14 protein-coding genes are annotated in these 17,625 nt (G+C 65.4%); 5 read left to right on the top strand and 9 right to left on the bottom strand.

Annotation, left to right across the window (positions count from 1 at the left end; translation table 11 throughout):
* Nucleotides 1-123: 123 nt before the first annotated feature.
* From AX702_RS18825 to AX702_RS18815, 3 genes are read right to left on the bottom strand one after another with little or no spacing between them, the layout of a single operon-like run.
* A complete protein-coding gene (locus tag AX702_RS18825) occupies nucleotides 124-1,389 on the bottom strand; it encodes a DUF445 domain-containing protein (RefSeq protein ID WP_231731943.1) in 1,266 nt (421 codons plus the stop codon).
* Between the two features lie 37 nt (nucleotides 1,390-1,426).
* Nucleotides 1,427-4,693 carry an efflux RND transporter permease subunit gene (locus tag AX702_RS18820; RefSeq protein ID WP_066781943.1) on the bottom strand — a complete coding sequence of 1,089 codons (3,267 nt, stop codon included), beginning with the start codon at nucleotides 4,691-4,693 and terminating at the stop codon, nucleotides 1,427-1,429.
* Nucleotides 4,694-4,697: 4 nt separating this feature from the next.
* Nucleotides 4,698-5,879, bottom strand: a complete 1,182-nt coding sequence (locus AX702_RS18815) for an efflux RND transporter periplasmic adaptor subunit (RefSeq protein ID WP_066781942.1) — start codon at nucleotides 5,877-5,879, stop codon at nucleotides 4,698-4,700.
* A 214-nt stretch (nucleotides 5,880-6,093) separates the two neighbouring features.
* Between AX702_RS18815 and AX702_RS18810 the strand changes: the two genes are divergently transcribed.
* Complete coding sequence (locus AX702_RS18810; RefSeq protein WP_066781941.1) at nucleotides 6,094-6,822, top strand: SIMPL domain-containing protein; 729 nt, start codon at nucleotides 6,094-6,096, stop codon at nucleotides 6,820-6,822.
* A 92-nt stretch (nucleotides 6,823-6,914) separates the two neighbouring features.
* Here the strand turns inward: AX702_RS18810 and AX702_RS18805 are convergent, their stop codons facing one another.
* From AX702_RS18805 to AX702_RS18795, 3 genes are all read right to left on the bottom strand, one after another.
* Nucleotides 6,915-7,172 carry a GlsB/YeaQ/YmgE family stress response membrane protein gene (locus AX702_RS18805; RefSeq protein ID WP_066781940.1) on the bottom strand — a complete coding sequence of 86 codons (258 nt, stop codon included), beginning with the start codon at nucleotides 7,170-7,172 and terminating at the stop codon, nucleotides 6,915-6,917.
* 94 nt (nucleotides 7,173-7,266) lie between these two features.
* Nucleotides 7,267-7,566 (bottom strand): CtrA inhibitor SciP, encoded by a 300-nt coding sequence (sciP, locus tag AX702_RS18800; RefSeq protein ID WP_066781939.1) that lies wholly within the window; start codon nucleotides 7,564-7,566, stop codon nucleotides 7,267-7,269.
* Nucleotides 7,567-7,666: 100 nt separating this feature from the next.
* Nucleotides 7,667-7,894, bottom strand: coding sequence for a hypothetical protein (locus tag AX702_RS18795; protein ID WP_066781938.1), 228 nt, complete (start codon nucleotides 7,892-7,894; stop codon nucleotides 7,667-7,669).
* A gap of 131 nt (nucleotides 7,895-8,025) precedes the next feature.
* Between AX702_RS18795 and mnmA the strand changes: the two genes are divergently transcribed.
* Complete coding sequence (mnmA, locus tag AX702_RS18790) at nucleotides 8,026-9,129, top strand: tRNA 2-thiouridine(34) synthase MnmA (RefSeq protein ID WP_156455597.1); 1,104 nt, start codon at nucleotides 8,026-8,028, stop codon at nucleotides 9,127-9,129.
* A 13-nt stretch (nucleotides 9,130-9,142) separates the two neighbouring features.
* On the opposite strand, the gene AX702_RS18785 is transcribed toward mnmA, so the two are convergent.
* Genes AX702_RS18785 through pdxH form a run of 3 tightly spaced genes read right to left on the bottom strand, consistent with a single transcriptional unit; the run spans nucleotide 9,143 to nucleotide 11,465 of the window.
* The gene (locus AX702_RS18785; protein WP_066781937.1) at nucleotides 9,143-9,934 is read right to left on the bottom strand and encodes a PhzF family phenazine biosynthesis protein; all 792 of its coding nucleotides are present in this window, start codon (nucleotides 9,932-9,934) and stop codon (nucleotides 9,143-9,145) included.
* Nucleotides 9,931-10,878: a cation diffusion facilitator family transporter gene (locus tag AX702_RS18780; RefSeq protein ID WP_066781936.1), complete on the bottom strand. Its 948-nt coding sequence runs from the start codon at nucleotides 10,876-10,878 to the stop codon at nucleotides 9,931-9,933. Before AX702_RS18780 ends, AX702_RS18785 begins: the two co-directional genes overlap by 4 nt.
* Entirely contained in the window at nucleotides 10,875-11,465 is a 591-nt protein-coding gene (pdxH, locus tag AX702_RS18775; protein WP_066781935.1) for a pyridoxamine 5'-phosphate oxidase, read from the bottom strand. The genes AX702_RS18780 and pdxH overlap by 4 nt, the downstream gene beginning before the upstream one ends.
* Nucleotides 11,466-11,549: 84 nt before the next feature.
* On the opposite strand from pdxH, the gene ku reads away from it, so the two are divergent.
* From ku to AX702_RS18760, 3 genes are all read left to right on the top strand, one after another.
* Entirely contained in the window at nucleotides 11,550-12,446 is an 897-nt protein-coding gene (ku, locus tag AX702_RS18770) for a non-homologous end joining protein Ku (protein ID WP_066781934.1), read from the top strand.
* Between the two features lie 84 nt (nucleotides 12,447-12,530).
* Nucleotides 12,531-15,020 carry a DNA ligase D gene (ligD, locus tag AX702_RS18765; RefSeq protein ID WP_066781933.1) on the top strand — a complete coding sequence of 830 codons (2,490 nt, stop codon included), beginning with the start codon at nucleotides 12,531-12,533 and terminating at the stop codon, nucleotides 15,018-15,020.
* Between the two features lie 101 nt (nucleotides 15,021-15,121).
* A complete protein-coding gene (locus tag AX702_RS18760) occupies nucleotides 15,122-17,602 on the top strand; it encodes a circularly permuted type 2 ATP-grasp protein (RefSeq protein ID WP_066781932.1) in 2,481 nt (826 codons plus the stop codon).
* The last annotated feature ends 23 nt before the right edge of the window (nucleotides 17,603-17,625 follow it).

Below are 17,625 nucleotides of genomic sequence, written 5' to 3'. Positions count from 1 at the left end.
AAAACTCCGCAGATCATCAAGATGAACGTACAGTTCGTCCGGTTGTTGCATGTGCGGCATTGTTACAACCCTGAGCGGCGCCCTTGCGCTCGCCCGAGGATCGCCCGTCTGCGGTGTCGCGGTTCAGAGCAGGACATCCAAAGCATGAATCACAAGCCCCACCGCCCCGCCCACCAGCGTGCCGTTGATGCGGATGAACTGCAGATCCTTGCCCACGGAATGCTCCAGGCGCTGGGTGATGGTCTGCGCGTCCCAGCCGCGCACCGTCTCGGAGACGAGGCCGACGATCACGTCGCCATAATCCGCAGCCGTGCCGACGGCCACCCGGCGGACATAGCGGTTCAGCGTGTTGCGAAGCCGGACGTCGCTCTCCAGCGTCTGGCCCAACTGGCGCAGCATCTCGCCAATGCCGCCCGACAACAGCCGCTCCGGATCGCGCGCCGCGCGCAGCATGGCGTGGCGCGCCTGCTCCCAAAGGCCGTTGATCCAGCCTTGCATCGCAGGGTTCTCGAGCAGGGCGAGCTTCAGGACCTCGACCCGCTCCTGCATCTCCGGCTTGTGCTGAAGATCGCGGGCGAGCGTAGCCAGGCCCTCCTCGGCCTTTGTGCGCAGGGGGTGATCCGGCTGCTCGGCCATGTCGACCAGCATCTTGTCCAGCCCGTCGATGATCTTGTTCGCGATGGTCTCATCAAGGCCGGTCCAGCGAAGGATCGTGCCGGCCCGTTCATGCACCATGTTGCGCACGACCTGCTGGTTCGCCTCCAGCACGCGGCCGGCCCAGCGAACGATGCCATCGATTATCGGCTGGTGCCGGTTCTCCGCCATCGCAGCCTCAAGCGCACGGCCGAGCAGGGGAGACAATTCGATCCGGCGCACCTGCTGGACCATGGCGCCGCGCACCATGCCGCCCAGCCGCTCCTGATCGAGCGCCTGGAGCACCTCGACCGCCAGCCGAGAGGCGCCGCGGGTAACGCGTCGGCTCCCGGCGGACGGGCTCGCCAGCCAGCGCCCGGCGGCGCTTGCCACGTCCATGCGTCGCATCCGGCGCGCCACCACGACGGGGATCAGAAAATAATCGCGCAGGAATGTGGCGAGCTGATCGCCAATCCGGTCCTTGTTGCGCGGAATAATGGCAGTGTGCGGGATTGGCAGCCCGAGCGGATGGCGGAACAGAGCGGTGACGGCAAACCAGTCGGCGAGGCCGCCGACCATCGCCGCTTCGGCGAACGCTCGCACGAAGCCCCACGCCGGGTGAACTTCATCAAGCGCGCGCGCCAGCAGGAATGCCAGTGCCATGGCGACCAGCATCCCGGTCGCGATCACGCGCATCCGCACCAGGCCGGCCGGCGCACGTGTCTCCGATGGGCGCCGCAGCGTAACTGGGATCATGCCCGAACAATCCCCCAGACGGGGGTTTGTTCAAGCGTCATTCCGCAGGAACGTCGCCGTCGCGATAGCCGATGCGCCCACGTGGCGGCGGCAGCGTGCCGCCGGGCGCCGCATGATCGATCGCCGGCGCTTCGTCGTCGCCGGGCTGGTAGGTCAGCAGCTTACGGCCAAGCCATGGACCCACGCGCCGCTCGATGCCGATCGACAGGCTGAACGAGGCCGGAACGATGAGGAGCGTCAACAGGGTGGACACGATCAGCCCGCCGATCACCACGATACCCATCGGCGCACGCCACGCCCCGTCGCCGGTCAGCGCCAGCGCGGTCGGCACCATACCGGCCACCATCGCCACCGTGGTCATCACGATCGGCTGCGCTCGCTTGTGCCCCGCGTCGACCACCGCGTCATAGATCGGCACGCCCGCGTGCATTTCCTCCAGCGCGAAGTCGATCAGCAGGATCGAGTTCTTGGCGACGATACCCAACAGCATGAGCAGGCCGATGAACACCGGCATCGACAACGGGTGTCCGGTGATGATCAGCGCCAGGACGCCGCCCAGGGGCGCGAGCAGCAACGAACCCATGTTGACCAGCGGCGGCAGCAGGCGGCGGTACAGCAGGACCAGCACCGAGAAGACCAGGAAGACACCCGCGATCACAGCGATCACGAAGTTGATCAGCATCTCCATCTGCCACTTGGCCTGACCGACGCTCATCTTCTGCACACCGAGCGGCAGGTTCTGCATCGACGGGAGCGCATTCACCTGCGTCATCGCGTTGGACAGGATGAGGCCGGGCGATAGATCCGCGCCGATGGTCAGCTGACGCTGTTGATTCAGCCGGTTGATCTTGGTCGGGCCTGAACCGAAGCCGATTTCCGCCACCACCGACAGCGGCACCGAACCGCCGTTCTGCGTCGGCACCGGCAGGTTCCGGATCGTCGCCATCCGCGTGCGCGAGGATTGGTCGAAGGCGACGCGGATGGGGATCTGGCGATCGTTCAGCGAAAAGCGTGCGCTGTTCTGGTCGATGTCGCCCAATGTCGCGATACGGATCGCGTTGGACAGCGCGCTCGTCGTCACTCCTAGGTCGGCCGCCAGATCGAGCCGCGGCTTGATAACGATTTCCGGCCGATTGAGGTCGCCTGCGATGCGGGGCGCCAGGAAGCCAGGGATCTTCGCCATGTCGCTGACGATCTTGTCCGCTGTCTGGCGCAGCAGGACGGGATCGTCGCTACCCAGGGTGACCGACACGTCGCGATTGTTGTCGCCCCAGCCGAACTGCGACTGGAAGTTGACCCGCGCGTCCGGGATCCGGGCGAGTTGCGGAGCCAGCGCGCGCTCGAATTCGGTCGATGTCTTGGTACGCTTGTCGCTGATGTCACCGCCGAACAGGGCGGCGATCCGATCGTTGAGGCTCGGCTTTTCCTTGAACTGCACCGTCACCCGGCCATTGCCGACAAAGGTGCGCGTATAGGTCGTATCCACTTCGGGCTGACGGCTCAGCAGCTCATAGACCTGGTTCACCACCGTCTGCGTCTGGTTGAGGGTCGCGCCCGGTGCCATGGTGATGGTGACGGTGGAACGTTCCTGATCGACCGACGGCTGGAACTGCATGGGCAGGCTGGAAAAGCCCAGCACAGTCAGGACAAAGGCGAGCCCGCCGATCCCAATCGTCCAGATGCGGTGATCATAGATATAGCCGGTGATCCGCCGAAACCCGCCGCGCGCGCGCACGGCCATCGACTTGCCTGGGTCCAGCGTCCAGCGCAGCACGACCATGTAAAGGTCCATGAGGCGGCCCTCACCGTGCGATTCGGGGCCTGCGGACTTGAGGAAATAGGCCGCGATCATCGGCGTGATCATGCGCGCCACCGCCAGGCTCATCAGCACGGCCACGACGACGGTCAGGCCGAAATTCTTGAAGAACTGCCCCGACACGCCCGGCATCAGGCCGACCGGCAGGAACACTGCAACGATCGCCATGGTGGTCGCCAGCACCGCAAGGCCGATCTCGTCAGCCGCGTCGATCGATGCCTGATAGGCCGATTTGCCCATGCGCATGTGGCGAACAATGTTCTCGATCTCCACGATCGCATCGTCGACCAGGACGCCCGCCACAAGGCTGAGCGCGAGCAGCGTCATGCTGTTCAGCGTGAAGCCCATCAGGTCCATGAACCAGAAGGCCGGGATCGCCGACAGCGGGATGGCAAGCGCCGAGATGAAGGTCGCGCGCTTGTCACGCAGGAACAGGAACACGATGAACACGGCGAGCACCGCGCCCTCGATCATCGCGTGGATCGCGCTCTCATATTGCTCCACGGCATATTTGGAGCCGTCGATGCGCAGCTGAAACTTGACTGCCGGATTGCGCTTCTCAAGCTCCGCCAGCTTCTTCTGCGCCTCGCGGAAGACGGTGACTTCCGAATAGCCCTTGGCGCGCTTGAAATCGAAGGTGATGACCGGCTTGCCATCCACCCCGGCCGCCGTCCGCTGCTCGGCATAAAGATCGCGCACCGTCGCAAAGGCGCTCAGCTTGATGGTGCGACCATTGCCTGCGATGATCTGGGTCTCTCCCAGCTCATAAGCGTCGCGCGCATTGCCCAGCACGCGCACCGACTGTTCGGCACCGGCCACTTCGGCACGGCCACCCGCCGCATTCAGGTTCACCTGTCGCAGCTGCTGGTTGATCTGCGTCGCCGTCAGATCGTAGGCCGCAAGCTTCGCCGGATCGAGAATGACGCGGATCTCGCGATCGACCCCGCCGTTCCGCTCAACGCCGCCCATGCCCTCGATCGAGAGCAATTCCTTGGTGACCGTATTGTCGATGTACCAGCTGAGCTGTTCCACCGTCATGTCGGTGGCGATGGCCGAATAGCTGCCGAGATCATCGTCGTTGATCTTCACGCGGCTGATCTGCGGCTCGAGAATGCCCTCGGGCAGGTTTGAGCGGATCTGCGTGATAGCGTCGCGCACTTCGTTGACGGCGCGGTCAACCGGTGTGCCGATGTCGAGCTGCACCATGGTCGTGGAATTGCCTTCGCTGACGAAGGACTGCAGTTCGTCGACGCCTTCCACCGTCCGCACCGCAGCTTCGACGCGCTGCGTCACCTGCGTTTCCAGCTCGCTGGGCGCCGCGCCCGGCTGCGTGATCTCCACCGCAACGGCCGGAAAGTCGATATCCGGCTCGCGGTTGATGTCCATACGGATGAAGCTGACGATGCCGGCGACCGTCAGGATCACAAACAGGACGATGACCGGGACCGGATTGCGGATCGACCATGCCGATATGTTGCGGAAGTTCATGCCGTCACTCTCCCGGCTTGCCCAGAACCGGGGCGATCTTCTGCCCCGGATTCAGGAACGCGCCTGCGGACACCACCACGCGCTCGCTTCCGTCGAGCCCCGATGCGATCGCCACCGAATCGTCGCTCACGCTGCCAAGCCGCACATCGCGACGGCGCACGATGTTGTCCTTGTCCGCGACATAGACGAAATTACCCTTCTCGTCGCTGAGGATCGCGGATTGCGGCAGGCCGGGCATGCTGACCCCGCCGCTGGTGATAACTGCCGAGGCAAAGCCGCCGGGGCGAAGCGCAGGATCATAGCGCAGCGCGATGCGCGCGATGCCCTGCCGGGTCTGCGTATCGATCACCGGAGAGATCTGCCAGATCTGCCCTTCGAACGCGCGATCGCTGCCGACCGGCTTCACCATGGCGCGCGCGCCCACCGGCAGGGCGGCAAGATCGTCTTCCGGCAACTGCGCGCGCATCTCCAGCTCGCCCCCCTTTGCCATGCGGAACAGCGTGCCGGACGCTGAACTGATGATCTGGCCAGGCTCGACCTGCCGGGTAAGCACCAGGCCGGCGGCGGGCGCACGAATATCCAGACGCTGGTTGCGCGCGCGCTGCTCCGCCGCAGACGCTCCCGCGACCTTGAGGCGGGCCGCGGCCGCATCGCGGGTGGCGATCCGTCGCTGAACATCCGCTTGGCTGATGAAGCCGCGGTCGACAAGCTGCTGGGCGCGCTGCAATTCCGCTTGGGCAAGCGTCAGATCCGCCTGGGCAACATTCACCTGGGCAGCCAGGCTCTGAGCGGTTTGCGTCTGTACCGAGCGGTCGACCAGCGCCAGCACCTGACCGGCCTGCACCCACTGCCCCGGCTCCACGAGCACGCGCGTGACCATGCCCCCCTCGCCGGCGACGCCTACGGGCATTTCGCGCCGGGCGGCCAGCGTGCCGTTCGCGTTGATCGTGCGACCGAGCGCCGCCCGGCCAGGAACCACAACGGTGACACGCGGCGCCTGATCGGAAGCGGCGCCCGCCTGCTGCGGCGCCTCGCCTCCACGCGTTAGGAAAAAGGCACCGATGGCGAGCAAAGCGATCGCGACCAGGGCGAACACCAGCATTCGGCGGCGCCGACGCGCGCCATCATCCTCCGGCCCCTCGATCAGCACGGTGTCCCCACTCAACCCGCCGACTTGATAATTCATGCGCCCTACATCCCGCTCCGGCGGCTTGCGGCGACCGGCACTACATTGATCTGCAGCTGTGTTATATGAATAAGTCACCGGGCTCAAGCGCCGGTTTTGCCCCAATGCCGCATGACAGATTCGCGGAGTCGCAGCAAGCGGCGAGCCGTTCAGCCTGTGTTGATCAACCGAGCCTCACAGGCGCTAAAGCGTTCCACAATGGAGATTTCGGATCATGCGTTACACGATTGCCACACTGGCGATGGCCGCGCTCACGATGTCGGCTGCGCCTGCTGCCGCGCAATCCGCCGCCCCGGTACCGATCCTCCCCGACGCTGCCGTGCTGGATGTGGTCGCGACGGGCGAAGTGTCCCGCGTTCCGGATATCGCCACCATTCGCGCCGGCGTGGTGACGCAATCCGCCACCGCGGCCGCTGCTTTGGCGGACAATGCCGCAAAGATGGACCGGGTGATCGCCTCGCTGCGCGCGGCAGGCGTTGCGCCGCGCGACATCATGACAGCGAACGTCAACCTCTCGCCGCAGCATCGCTACGTCGAAAATCAGCCGCCGGTGATCACCGGGTATCAGGCGACGAACACGGTCTCGGTCAAGTTTCGTGATGTCGCCAAGAGCGGCACGGTGCTTGATGCCCTTGTGAAAGCGGGCGCCAATCAGATCAACGGGCCCGAAATGTCGGTCGACAAGCCCGAAGCTGCGCTTGATGCCGCCCGGATCGAGGCGATCAAGCAGGCACGGGCGCGCGCTGCGCGCTACGCTGAAGCGGCGGGCCTGCGAGTCGATCGCATCGTCGCGATCGGCGAGGCAGGCGAGGATCGTGGCAATGGCCCGCGGCCGCCGGTGCTTTATGCTCGCGCGGAAATGGCGTCGGACGCACCGACCCGTGTTCTGCCGGGCGAGGTGCCGATCAGCGCCACCGTCTCCGTTCGCTTCCTGCTGAAATAGGGCGGCGTTGGCCCGCGCCGCGATAGAAACGGCCCAATAGAAAACGGCCGCCCGTCACCGGGCGGCCGCTGTTCCATTTCCTACTCGTTCGATTAACGAACGCGACCGCGACGGAAGAGGTTCACAATCGCGAGCAGGATCACTGCGCCAAGCAGCGACACCAGGAACGACGTCAGCGTCAGCGGCGCGCTGTTGATCGAACCGCCTGTAATGATCAGGCCGCCAATGAACGCGCCAATGATGCCCACGACAATATTGAGAAAGATACCTTGCTGAGCATCGGTACGCATGATGATGCTGGCCAGCCAGCCAATCACGCCGCCGACGATCAACCAGAGAATAATACCCATGACTCACTCCCCTGCGTTAACGGCCCGAACGGCCGGGCGCTGGGGAAAAGACTCTTGACACCTCGGATTTGTTCCGGGGCCGTAACCCGTCCCTTCAGAACTTCTGTTGCCGCTCGTACAGGGACTTGTAGTGCTGGATACGTGTAACGCGTAATCCCGGCATGCCGGAACGATCGATCGCACGCTGCCAGCCGGCGAACTCCTCCACGGTCAGGCCATAGCGGTTGCACACCTCGTCCACGGTCAGCAAACCACCGTTCACCGCAGCCACGACTTCGGCCTTGCGGCGGACGACCCAGCGGGTCGTGGTGGGCGGCGGCAGGGTATCGAGCGTCAAAGGCTCGCCGAGCGGTCCGATCACGCGGGCCGGACGAATTTTCTGGTTCTCGATCATGGTTTAACCTCGGTTCGGGGCGGGCGCCCCCTCTCCACTTCACAAAAAACGGTGCGGTGACCGCCTGAAAGCGCATGATACGCGCGCGGCAAACAGGTGTTCACTCATCCTTCCACTGCATCATCACCTTCGCAACAGGGCCATTGAACGCGCCATCGACCGGAGCAAACAGTGGAGAGTCGAGCCGCACACGGGCCGAACGCGCATAGATGGTGGCCGTGGGCGACGCCGCCTGCCGCGCCGTCATCTCCACAAGCAATACTGCCAAATCGCTGGGCAGCTCAACAAGCGGCGCGCGCCGGTCGAAAAGGGCAAAACTCAGATCCACGCCTTGGCTGGTCCATCATGCTTCGTCATCGGAAGCACCCTTCTATGCGCCATGAAGTGAAGGGTCCGTAAAGCCCGTGACGAAAGCGCGCGTTCACCCGTCTCGGAAATCATGCTAATGGCCGCAGCGTGATCGATATCGGTGATTTCCAGATGCCCGGCAGCGCTGCCGGGCGACGCATTGTCGTTGCCATGTCGGGCGGAGTCGACAGCTCGGTCGTTGCCGCGCTTGCCAAGGCGAGCGGCGCCGAGACGATCGGCGTCACGCTACAGCTGTACGATCATGGCGAGGCGACCGCCCGTCCCGGCGCCTGCTGTGCCGGGCGAGACATTCGTGATGCCCGCGCCGTGTGCGATCAGCTGGGCATCGCGCATTACGTTTTTGACCACGAAAGCAGCTTCCGAACGCAGGTCGTCGACCGCTTCGCGGATGAATATCTGGCTGGCCGGACGCCGATCCCATGTGTCCAGTGCAACATGGGGCCGAAATTCACCGATTTGTTCCGCCTTGCGGCCGATCTTGGCGCCGATTGTCTCGCAACTGGCCATTATGTTCGCCGAATGGCCGGTGAAGACGGCCCGGAACTGCATCGGGCGATCGATCCGGCGCGTGACCAGAGCTATTTCCTGTTCGCCACCACGCTAACGCAACTGGATTTCCTCCGCTTCCCGCTCGGCGGCATGCCGAAGGATCGGGTGCGGGCGATCGCCGCGGAGATGGGCCTGGGCGTCGCTGCCAAGCCGGACAGCCAGGACATCTGCTTCGTGCCCGATGGCGACTATGCCGGGCTGGTCCGCAAGTTGCGCCCGGCGGCTGTAGACGGCGGTGAAATCGTTGATTTGGCGGGACAAGTTCTCGGCCGCCATGAAGGGATCATCCACTACACCGTGGGGCAGCGCCGTGGGCTCGACATCGGCGGCCAGCCGGAGCCACTGTACGTTATCAGGCTGGAGCCGCAGTCCCGCCGGGTGATCGTCGGCCCGCGCGCCGCGCTTGCGGTCAGTGTCGCTCGGCTCGAAGACCTCAACATCCTGGGCCCGCTGGATGGCCCGCTCACTGCCAAGGTCCGCTCCATGGCGCGGCCGGTCCCCGCACGATTGCACGGCGACCGCCTCATGTTCGAATCGCCGGAATATGGCGTCGCGCCCGGGCAGGCGGCAGTGCTGTACCACGGGGACCGCGTGCTCGGCGGTGGATGGATTGCCGACACGGAAAGCGCGGCACTGGCGGCATAAGGCCGGCGAGCCTTCAGGGAAGCAGGAACGTTCCCTCGATCGTCGTCACGCACGAACCGGTCAGCAGCACGCGCTCGCCATCCAGGCGGCAGCCGATCCGCCCCCCTCTCGCGCTTGCCTGGAACGCCGAGAACGTTTCGGTGCCAATAACTTGGGCCCAATAAGGCACCATGACCGCGTGCGCCGATCCGGTCACCGGATCCTCCGGAATGTCGAAATATTCGGTGAACACGCGGCTCACCACCTGCGCCGTCTCACCCTGCGCTGCGACGATATGGACGATTGGGCCCAGCGCTCGCACCGCTCGCGCATCAGGCGCCGCCGCCCGGACGGCTGCCTCATTGTCCACGATGACCAGTGCATAGCCCTTGTCGTGCCACAGGGTCTGGCGCGCCTCGACGCCAAGCGCTGCGACAATGTCGTCCAGCGGCCGCGGCTGTGGCGCCCAAGCGGGCAATGCCATCTCATAGCCCGCTGCATGGCGCGCCACTTCCAGAACGCCCGCCTGCCGTGTGGCGAAGCGGACGGCGTGTCGGCTCGGCTCCGATGACAGCACGAAATGGCCGCTCGCCAGCGTCGCATGGCCGCACAGCGCAACTTCTGCGGCAGGCGTGAACCACCGCAGCTCGAAATCGGCAACTCCCTCTGCCGGCACCAGAAAAGCGGTCTCGGATAGGTTGTTTTCGGCAGCAATCGCCTGGAGCGTCGCATCGTCCAGCCACGACGACAAAGGCATCACCGCCGCCGGATTTCCGGTGAACGGTGCATCCGCGAAGGCGTCGATCTGGGCGAAGGGGATTCTCATACGCGCTTTCCGAACCAATGGGGTGTCACGTCCGCCTCTACCAGCGGATTGTCCGTGTCCACATGTCCTTCAGGATCTAGGTGGATGAGCACCTCGACACGGGGGAAGACATCTCGCAGGCGCCGCTCCACGCTCTCTACGATGTCATGCGCCGCCGCGACCGTCAGATTGCGATCCACCTCCATGTGGAATTGCGCGAAATCGTGCGTGCCGGCCCGTCTGGTGCGGAAATCGTGGATCCCGCGAATGCCCGGCTGGCGCGCCGCGATCTCGATAAAGGCGGCGCGCTGCTCGTCGGGCCATTCCTTGTCCATCAGCATGTCGATGGCCTGACTGGACGCCTTGAACGCGCCCCAGACGAGCCAAAGCGCGATGGCGATGCCGAACACCGGATCTGCCCCGGCCACGCCCATGAACTGATCGAGGATCAACGCGGCGACAACGGCCACGTTTAGCAGCACGTCGGATTGATAATGGACATTATCGGCCAGGATCGCGACGGACCCGGTCTGGCGGATGATGCTGCGTTGATAAGCAAGCAGCGCAAAGGTCGCGACGATCGCGATCAGCGATACTCCGATGCCGAGCGACGCATCCTCATTCACCCGCGGATGGGAGAAGCGCTCGATCGCGCGCGCCGCGATGCCGATGGCTGAGGCCGTGATCAGCACCACCTGAAACAAGGCGGCGAGCGCCTCGGCCTTGCCGTGGCCGAAGCGATGATCATGATCCGCCGGCTCGGCCGCGACCTTCACGCCATAAAGCGTGACCACGCTGGCGAGCAGGTCGAGCCCGGTGTCCGCCAGGCTGCCCAGCATCGCCACCGATCCGGTGTGCCATGCCGCATAGCCCTTCAGCGCCAACAGAAAGGTGGCCGTCGCGACGCTCGCCAGCGCGGCGCGCATGGCGAACGGAACGAAACGGCGACGTTCTTCCCGCGTCATGGATATAACAGGCCTTCGATCCAGCTTGCGCCGCCATCGTCGTCGGCGCGCGTGAACAATCGACGCTCATGTAACCGATGTGCGCGGTCCTGCCAAAATTCGATCCGGTCGGGCACCACGCGGTAGCCGCCCCAATGCGGGGGTCGCGGCACGTCCCCGCCCTCGAAGCGGAATTGCATCGCCTCGAACCGCGCCTCGAAGATCGAGCGCGCCGCCAGTGGCCGTGACTGTTCAGATGCCCAGGCGCCCAATTGCGAGTCGCGCCCGCGCGAGGCGAAATACGCGTCGCTCTCCGCATCGGACACCCGGCTGACGGTGCCTTCGATGCGCACCTGACGACGCAGCGATTTCCAGTGGAAAAGCAGTGCGGCCTGCGCGTTCGCCGCCAGATCCTCCGCTTTCCGGCTTCCGCGGTTGGTATAGAAGACGAATCCGTCGGGCCCGTGCCCCTTCAGCAGCACCATCCTAACGGCCGGCCGTCCACTCGCCTCGGCGGTCGCCAGCGCCATGGCATTGGGATCGTTCGGCTCGCTCGCCCGGGCCTCGGAAAACCAGCTGTCGAACAAGGTGAAGGGGTCTGTGGTCATGCCCGGCCCTTAGCACCGTACAAATCGCGGAACGACTCCCCGCGCCGGGATTTGAATCGGCCTCGCAACGACAAAGGCCCGACCATGCCCGCTCGCGCTTACTGGCAGGGACAGATCCGCCTCGCGCTCGTCTCGATCCCGGTGGAGATCTACTCCGCCACCAAATCCGGTGCCGCCGTGAAGTTTCGCCAGATTCACGAACCGACCGGCAAGCCGATCCACTACGAAAAGGTGGCGGAGGGGGTCGGTCCGGTCGATCCCGACGACATCATGAAGGGGTTCGAGATCGAGAAGAACGAGTACGTCCTGCTCGATCAGGATGAGATCGACTCGGTCAAGCTGGAGTCCAAGAAGACGCTTGAGCTCACCCAGTTCGTCGACGCGAGCGACATCGACGTCCTTTATTACGAAAAGCCCTATTTCGTCGTGCCCGCCGACGATCTCGCCGAGGAAGCGTTCATCGTTCTTCGGGAGGCGCTGAAACGCACCAAGAAGGTCGGGCTTGGCCAGCTTGCCATGCGCGGGCGCGAATATGTGGTCAGCCTGAAGCCGTGCGGGCGCGGCATGGTCCTGGAAACGCTGCGCTATGCCGACGAGGTGAACCGCGCCCAGAGCTATTTCCGCGACATTCCCGACGAAAAGCCCGACACCGAGCTGCTCGAGCTTGCGGAAGCGCTGATCGAGAAAAAGAGCTCGGCGTTCGATCCGCAGGAATTCCACGACCGCTACGTCGATGCGCTGAAAAACCTGATCGACCGGAAGCGCAAGCAGAAGCCGAACCGCAAGATCATCGAGGAAGACGAGGGCGGCGGCCGATCGGCATCCAACGTCGTCGACCTGATGGCTGCCTTGAAGAAGTCGATGGAGAAGTCGGGCAGTGCTGCCGCTACGGAGAAGCCGGCCGCCAAAAAACCCGCTGCCAAGAAAGCGCCCGCCAAGCCAGCCGCGGCCAAGAAGCCGCCCGCGAGAAAACGTGCCTGAGCGGGGCCACAGCATCAATGCACGCCCGACCGCATGGGCGGGCCAAATCGCTGATGACCGCCATCATGGCACCGGAGCCGCACGATGAGCACCGATCCCCTCGCGCTGTACAACGCCAAGCGTGATTTCGCGAAGACGGCCGAGCCTGCCGGCACCTTGGCGCCCGGGAATGGCAACAGCTTCATCGTCCAGAAGCATGATGCCACTCGTTTGCACTGGGATTTCCGCCTGGAACTGGATGGCGTGCTGAAGAGCTGGGCGGTGACGCGCGGGCCGAGCCTTGATCCCAATGAAAAGCGCCTGGCGGTTCGCACGGAGGATCATCCGCTCAGCTACGGGACCTTCGAAGGCACCATTCCGAAGGGCGAATATGGCGGCGGCACCGTTATGCTGTGGGATCGGGGAACCTGGTCCGTCATCAAGGGGAAGTCGGCCAAGGATCTGGAAAAAGGCCATCTTCACTTCGTGCTCGATGGCGAACGGATGAAGGGCGAATGGCTGCTGATCCGATTGAAGCCGCGCGGCAAGGAAAAGCGGGAGAACTGGCTGCTTCGCAAGATCGACGATGCGCAGGCCGGCGGGACTGACACGTTGGTGGAGACGGGCCTGACCAGTGTTTCCACCGGCCGCACGATGCAGGAGATCGCCGAGGGCAAGCCCGCGCGGGCACCAGCCGCAAAGCGGATCGCCAAGGGGAAGAAAGCCGTCGACACCAGCGCGCCCACGCCGGCGCCCGCTCGAAAGCGGCGCGCCAGCGCCAAGCTGAAGCCTCCGGCCTTCTCGGAACCCCAGCTCTGTACGCTGGTCGACGCCGTGCCATCCGGTTCCGGATGGATGCACGAGATGAAGTATGACGGCTATCGCGCGCTCATCGCGGTGGGCGGCGGAACGGCCAAAGTGTATACCCGCAATGGCCTAGACTGGACCGACAAGTTCGCCGCGATCGCGGCAGCCGCCGCACAGCTTGATGTCGGCAACGCTCTGATCGACGGGGAGATCGTCGCCTTCAAGGACGGCCGGCCGGACTTTTCCACCCTGAAGAACGCCATCTCGGCGGGCGGAGACATGACCTTCTTCGCCTTCGACCTGCTGGAGCTCGACGGTGAGGACCTGCGCGCCCTTCCCAACGTGCAGCGCAAGGAGCGGCTGCGCGCGCTTGTTCCCGGTTCCGACCGCCTGCAGTTCAGCGAGCATGTGATCGGCGCGGGTGAAACGCTGCTCGAGCGCATGTGCCAGGAGGGGCTGGAAGGTGTCGTGTCCAAACAGGTGGATGCGCCCTATCGCGCGTCACGCACCAAGGCGTGGCTCAAGATCAAATGCACCCGCCGGCAGGAATTCGTGATCGTCGGCTGGACGACATCGGACAAGGCGCGCGGCTTTCGCTCCCTGCTGCTGGGCGTGCATGAAGATGGCAAGCTGCGCTATGCCGGCAAGGTCGGGACCGGATTTTCGAACCAGCTCATGCTGGAACTTGGCGAGAAGCTTGCCAAGCTGGAGCGCAAGACACCAACGGTGGAAGTGCCCAAGAACCTCGGCCGCGCGGCCGTCCGCAATGCCCGATGGGTGAGCCCGAAGTTGGTGGCGGAGATCGCCTTTACCGAGACGACACCCGACAAGCTCTTGAGGCATCCCAGCTTTCTCGGGCTGCGCGGTGACAAGAGCGCGAAGGATGTGGTGGCCGAGACGCCGCAGCCGGCGCCCGCGCCGGCGATCACCAGCATCAAGATCAGCAACCGCGACCGCCTGATCTTTCCCGAGTCCAGCGTCACCAAGGGCGATCTTGCGGACTATTATGCAGCCGTTTCCGGAATCATGCTGCCATGGGTCGCGCGGCGGCCGGTCAGCCTGGTCCGCTGCCCGCAGGGACGCGCGCGAAAATGCTTCTTCCAAAAGCATGATGCGGGGTCGTTCGGCGAGCATGTTCACCAGGTCCCGATCAAGGAAAAGGACGGAAGTACAGAAGATTACCTGTGGGTGGATAATGCCGACGGGCTGGTCGCCTGCGTCCAGATGGGGACCATCGAGTTCCACGGCTGGGGATCGAACGTCGACCATCTCGAACGGCCGGACCGGCTGGTGTTCGATCTCGACCCCGACGAGGGACTGGATTTCGACGACACGAAGAAGGGGGCCGAGCATTTGAAGAACCAGCTCGCCGAGCTTGGCCTCACCAGTTTTCCCATGCTTTCAGGGGGTAAGGGCGTGCATGTCGTCGTGCCGCTGACCCCGGAGGCGGAATGGCCGGCGGTGAAAAGCTTCGCCGACCGGTTCGCGCGGGCGCTGGCGCAAGCAGAGCCTGACCGGTTCGTCGCGACCATGAGCAAGGCCAAGCGCAAGGGGCGTATCTTCATCGACTGGCTGCGCAACCAGCGCGGCGCGACCGCGATCATGCCATATTCGGCGCGCGCCCGCGCCGGGGCACCGGTGGCCGCGCCGGTATCTTGGACGGAGCTGCGCCAGATTGAAACGGCCGCAAACTGGAGCGTTTCGGCCACTCAGGAATTGATCGAGCGCGCGGGCAGCCGGGCACTCGCCGGCTGGGGCGTCGCGGATCAGGTTCTGCCCGATCTTTAACCCGGGCCATCACCAAGCGGCCAGCACATGCGCGGGCCAAGCAGTTTCATATTGCGCGTGCAGCGGGCACCGCTAGGGTCCGCGCCGCTTAGGAGCCCGGCTTGGCAACACAACAGGCCCTTTTCGGTGCCGCGACGCATGCGCGTCGCTGGGTGGACGATTACCGGGCCCATGCGGGCACCGGCGGCGACGTGCTGTGCGCGGCGGAGGACGCGCCGTGGCTGGCGATGTTCGAGGAGCTTGCCGCGCTGGTCGGCGACGATCTGGGCCATGCGCGCGAGCGGGTGCAACGCCATGCCGCCGACATCGGCACCGGCTTTCGCATCATCGGCGAGACGGAGGAGCGATCCTGGCCGCTCTCCCCGGTCCCGCTGCTGATCGACGGGGACGAATGGCGCCACATCGAGCGCGGCGTCGTGCAGCGCGCCGACCTGTTCGAGGCAATCCTGGCGGATCTTTATGGCGAGGCGAAGCTTGTCGCCCGCGGCCTTGTTCCGGCCGCTTTGGTGGCGGGCAGCCCCTTCTTCCTGCGCCAGCTCGTCGGCCTGACGCCGCCGGGAGGACACCATCTGCACTTCGTGGCGGTGGACCTGGGGCGCGGCCCCACCGGCGAATGGCGTGTCCTGGCCGACCACCTGCGATCCCCAACGGGTGCGGGCTACGCGCTGGAGAACCGGCTGGCCGTGAGCCGGACACTGGGTGGATTGCAGGCGCGGCTCAACGTCGCCCGGCACGCGCCCTTCTTTGCCGCATTCCGCGACGGGCTCGCCGCCGCCTGCGCGCGCACCGACCCGCGCATCGGGCTGCTGACGCCAGGGCGCTACAATCCGAGCTATCCCGAACAGGCGCATCTCGCGCGATACCTGGGGCTGTTGCTGGTGGAAGGCGCGGATCTCGCGGCCTTGGAAGACCGGGTCTATGTCCGCACCATCGGCGGGCTGAAGAGGATAGACGCGCTGTGGCGCCGGCTCGACCCCCGCTTTCTCGATCCGCTGGCGTTCGACACCCACTCCAAGATCGGTGTTCCGGGCCTGATCGATGCCTATGCCACCGGCAACGTGCTGCTCGCCAATGCGCCGGGCGTGGGCGTGCTGGAGGCGCCGGCGTGGAATGCCTTTCTGCCGCAATTGTGCACGCGGCTGACGGGCGCCGGGCTCAGCCTGCCCAATATCGCCACCTGGTGGTGCGGCCAGCCGACCGAGCGCGCGCGCGTGGAGGAGGATCTCGCAAACCTGCTGATCAGCCCCGCCTTCGGCGGCGGCACCCTGGGCCTGCCGGGCGACGCCCCGGTTTCGGGCGGCGACCTGACCGATGCGCAGCGCGCCACCTTGCTTGCCGATCTGGAGCGGCGCCCGCAGGATTATGTCGGGCAGGAGATCGTGCGGCTGTCGACCATGCCGGTGGTGGGTGACGAGGCGCTGGTCGCGCGGCCCTTCACGCTGCGCGTGTTCGCCGCGCGCGGCCCCGACGGGCGATGGACGGTGCTGCCCGGCGGCTTCTGCCGGATCGGCGAGCATCCCGATCCGCGCGCGGCGGTAATGGGCGAGGGCAATTGGTCCGCCGACGTGGTGATCTACGGCCGCGATCCCGTCGACCCGGTATCGCTGCTGCCGGCACCTGATTCGCATCACGTGCGCCGCAATCCCGGCACGCTGCCGAGCCGGGTGGCGGACAATTTCTTCTGGCTGGGCCGCTATCTCGAGCGCGGCGAAGCGCTGCTGGCGATCATTCGCGTGATGCTGGGCAATTCGATCGATGCCGACGGCGGCGCGGCGCTCGGGCCCGACACGGTCAGCCGGCTGGTCGGTATGCTGGCCGCCGCCGGCGCCGCACCACTGCCGACCGCGCTGAAACGGCCGGACCTGACGCAGATGGCGCGCACCGCGATGGAATCGGTGGGTGCTGGCTGGCAGTCCGTGGCCGAGATGAACGTGCAGGCGCGGCGCATCGGCAATGTCTCGCGCGATCGCCTGTCGGCGGACATGGTGCGGCTGCTGGATGCGCCCTTCCCCACGCATCGCGGCATGCTGGACCGGACCGGCTCGCTGCAGCGCCGCTATGCCGCGATCGCCGGCCTGTCGGCCGAACATATGAGCCGGACGGCGGCCTGGCGGTTCCATGATCTGGGCCGGCGGATCGAGCGCGCGCTGGCGATCGTTCGCGCGACCCGCACCTTCGGCCTGCCCGGCGCATCGCTGGACGACCTGTCCACGCTGCTGGACCTCGCCAACAGCCAGATCAGCTATCGCCAGCGTTACCTGACGGGGCTGGCGCGCGTGCCGGTGCTCGATCTGGTCGCGCTCGATCCCGGCAACCCGCGCGCGCTGGCATTCCAGGTCGAGCGGATCTGGGAGCATCTGTGTGAGCTACCCGTGCTGCAGGACGATGGCATGGCAGAGGAGCAACAGGCGGAAGCGACAGAGCTGAAGGCGATGGTGTCGGTGGCGCGCGCCGCCACAATCAACGCCGATATGCTGAACACGACCGAGCGCCGCCTTTCCACCCTGTCCGACGCCATCGCACGGCGCTATTTTCTGCAAGGCGCCGAGCCGCTTCGCGCGGGCGGGCTGACGCTGGCGTGAGCGACACCGATTTTCCGGACAAC

The sequence above is a fragment of the Sphingomonas sp. CCH5-D11 genome (assembly GCF_001557395.1).
Classification (GTDB): domain Bacteria; phylum Pseudomonadota; class Alphaproteobacteria; order Sphingomonadales; family Sphingomonadaceae; genus Sphingomonas.
Note: the sequence above shows the minus strand (reverse complement) of the source record. Positions and strands in the feature narration are given on the sequence as shown.

Coding starts and splice junctions, on each gene's coding strand:
- AX702_RS18805 (WP_066781940.1), bottom strand. CDS start 7,172: ATGGGTATTATTCTCTGGTTGATCGTCGGCGGCGTGATTGGCTGGCTG.
- AX702_RS18820 (WP_066781943.1), bottom strand. CDS start 4,693: ATGAACTTCCGCAACATATCGGCATGGTCGATCCGCAATCCGGTCCCG.
- AX702_RS18825 (WP_231731943.1), bottom strand. CDS start 1,389: ATGATCCCAGTTACGCTGCGGCGCCCATCGGAGACACGTGCGCCGGCC.
- ku (WP_066781934.1), top strand. CDS start 11,550: ATGCCCGCTCGCGCTTACTGGCAGGGACAGATCCGCCTCGCGCTCGTC.
- sciP (WP_066781939.1), bottom strand. CDS start 7,566: ATGATCGAGAACCAGAAAATTCGTCCGGCCCGCGTGATCGGACCGCTC.
- AX702_RS18785 (WP_066781937.1), bottom strand. CDS start 9,934: ATGAGAATCCCCTTCGCCCAGATCGACGCCTTCGCGGATGCACCGTTC.
- pdxH (WP_066781935.1), bottom strand. CDS start 11,465: ATGACCACAGACCCCTTCACCTTGTTCGACAGCTGGTTTTCCGAGGCC.
- AX702_RS18810 (WP_066781941.1), top strand. CDS start 6,094: ATGCGTTACACGATTGCCACACTGGCGATGGCCGCGCTCACGATGTCG.
- AX702_RS18780 (WP_066781936.1), bottom strand. CDS start 10,878: ATGACGCGGGAAGAACGTCGCCGTTTCGTTCCGTTCGCCATGCGCGCC.
- ligD (WP_066781933.1), top strand. CDS start 12,531: ATGAGCACCGATCCCCTCGCGCTGTACAACGCCAAGCGTGATTTCGCG.
- AX702_RS18815 (WP_066781942.1), bottom strand. CDS start 5,879: ATGAATTATCAAGTCGGCGGGTTGAGTGGGGACACCGTGCTGATCGAG.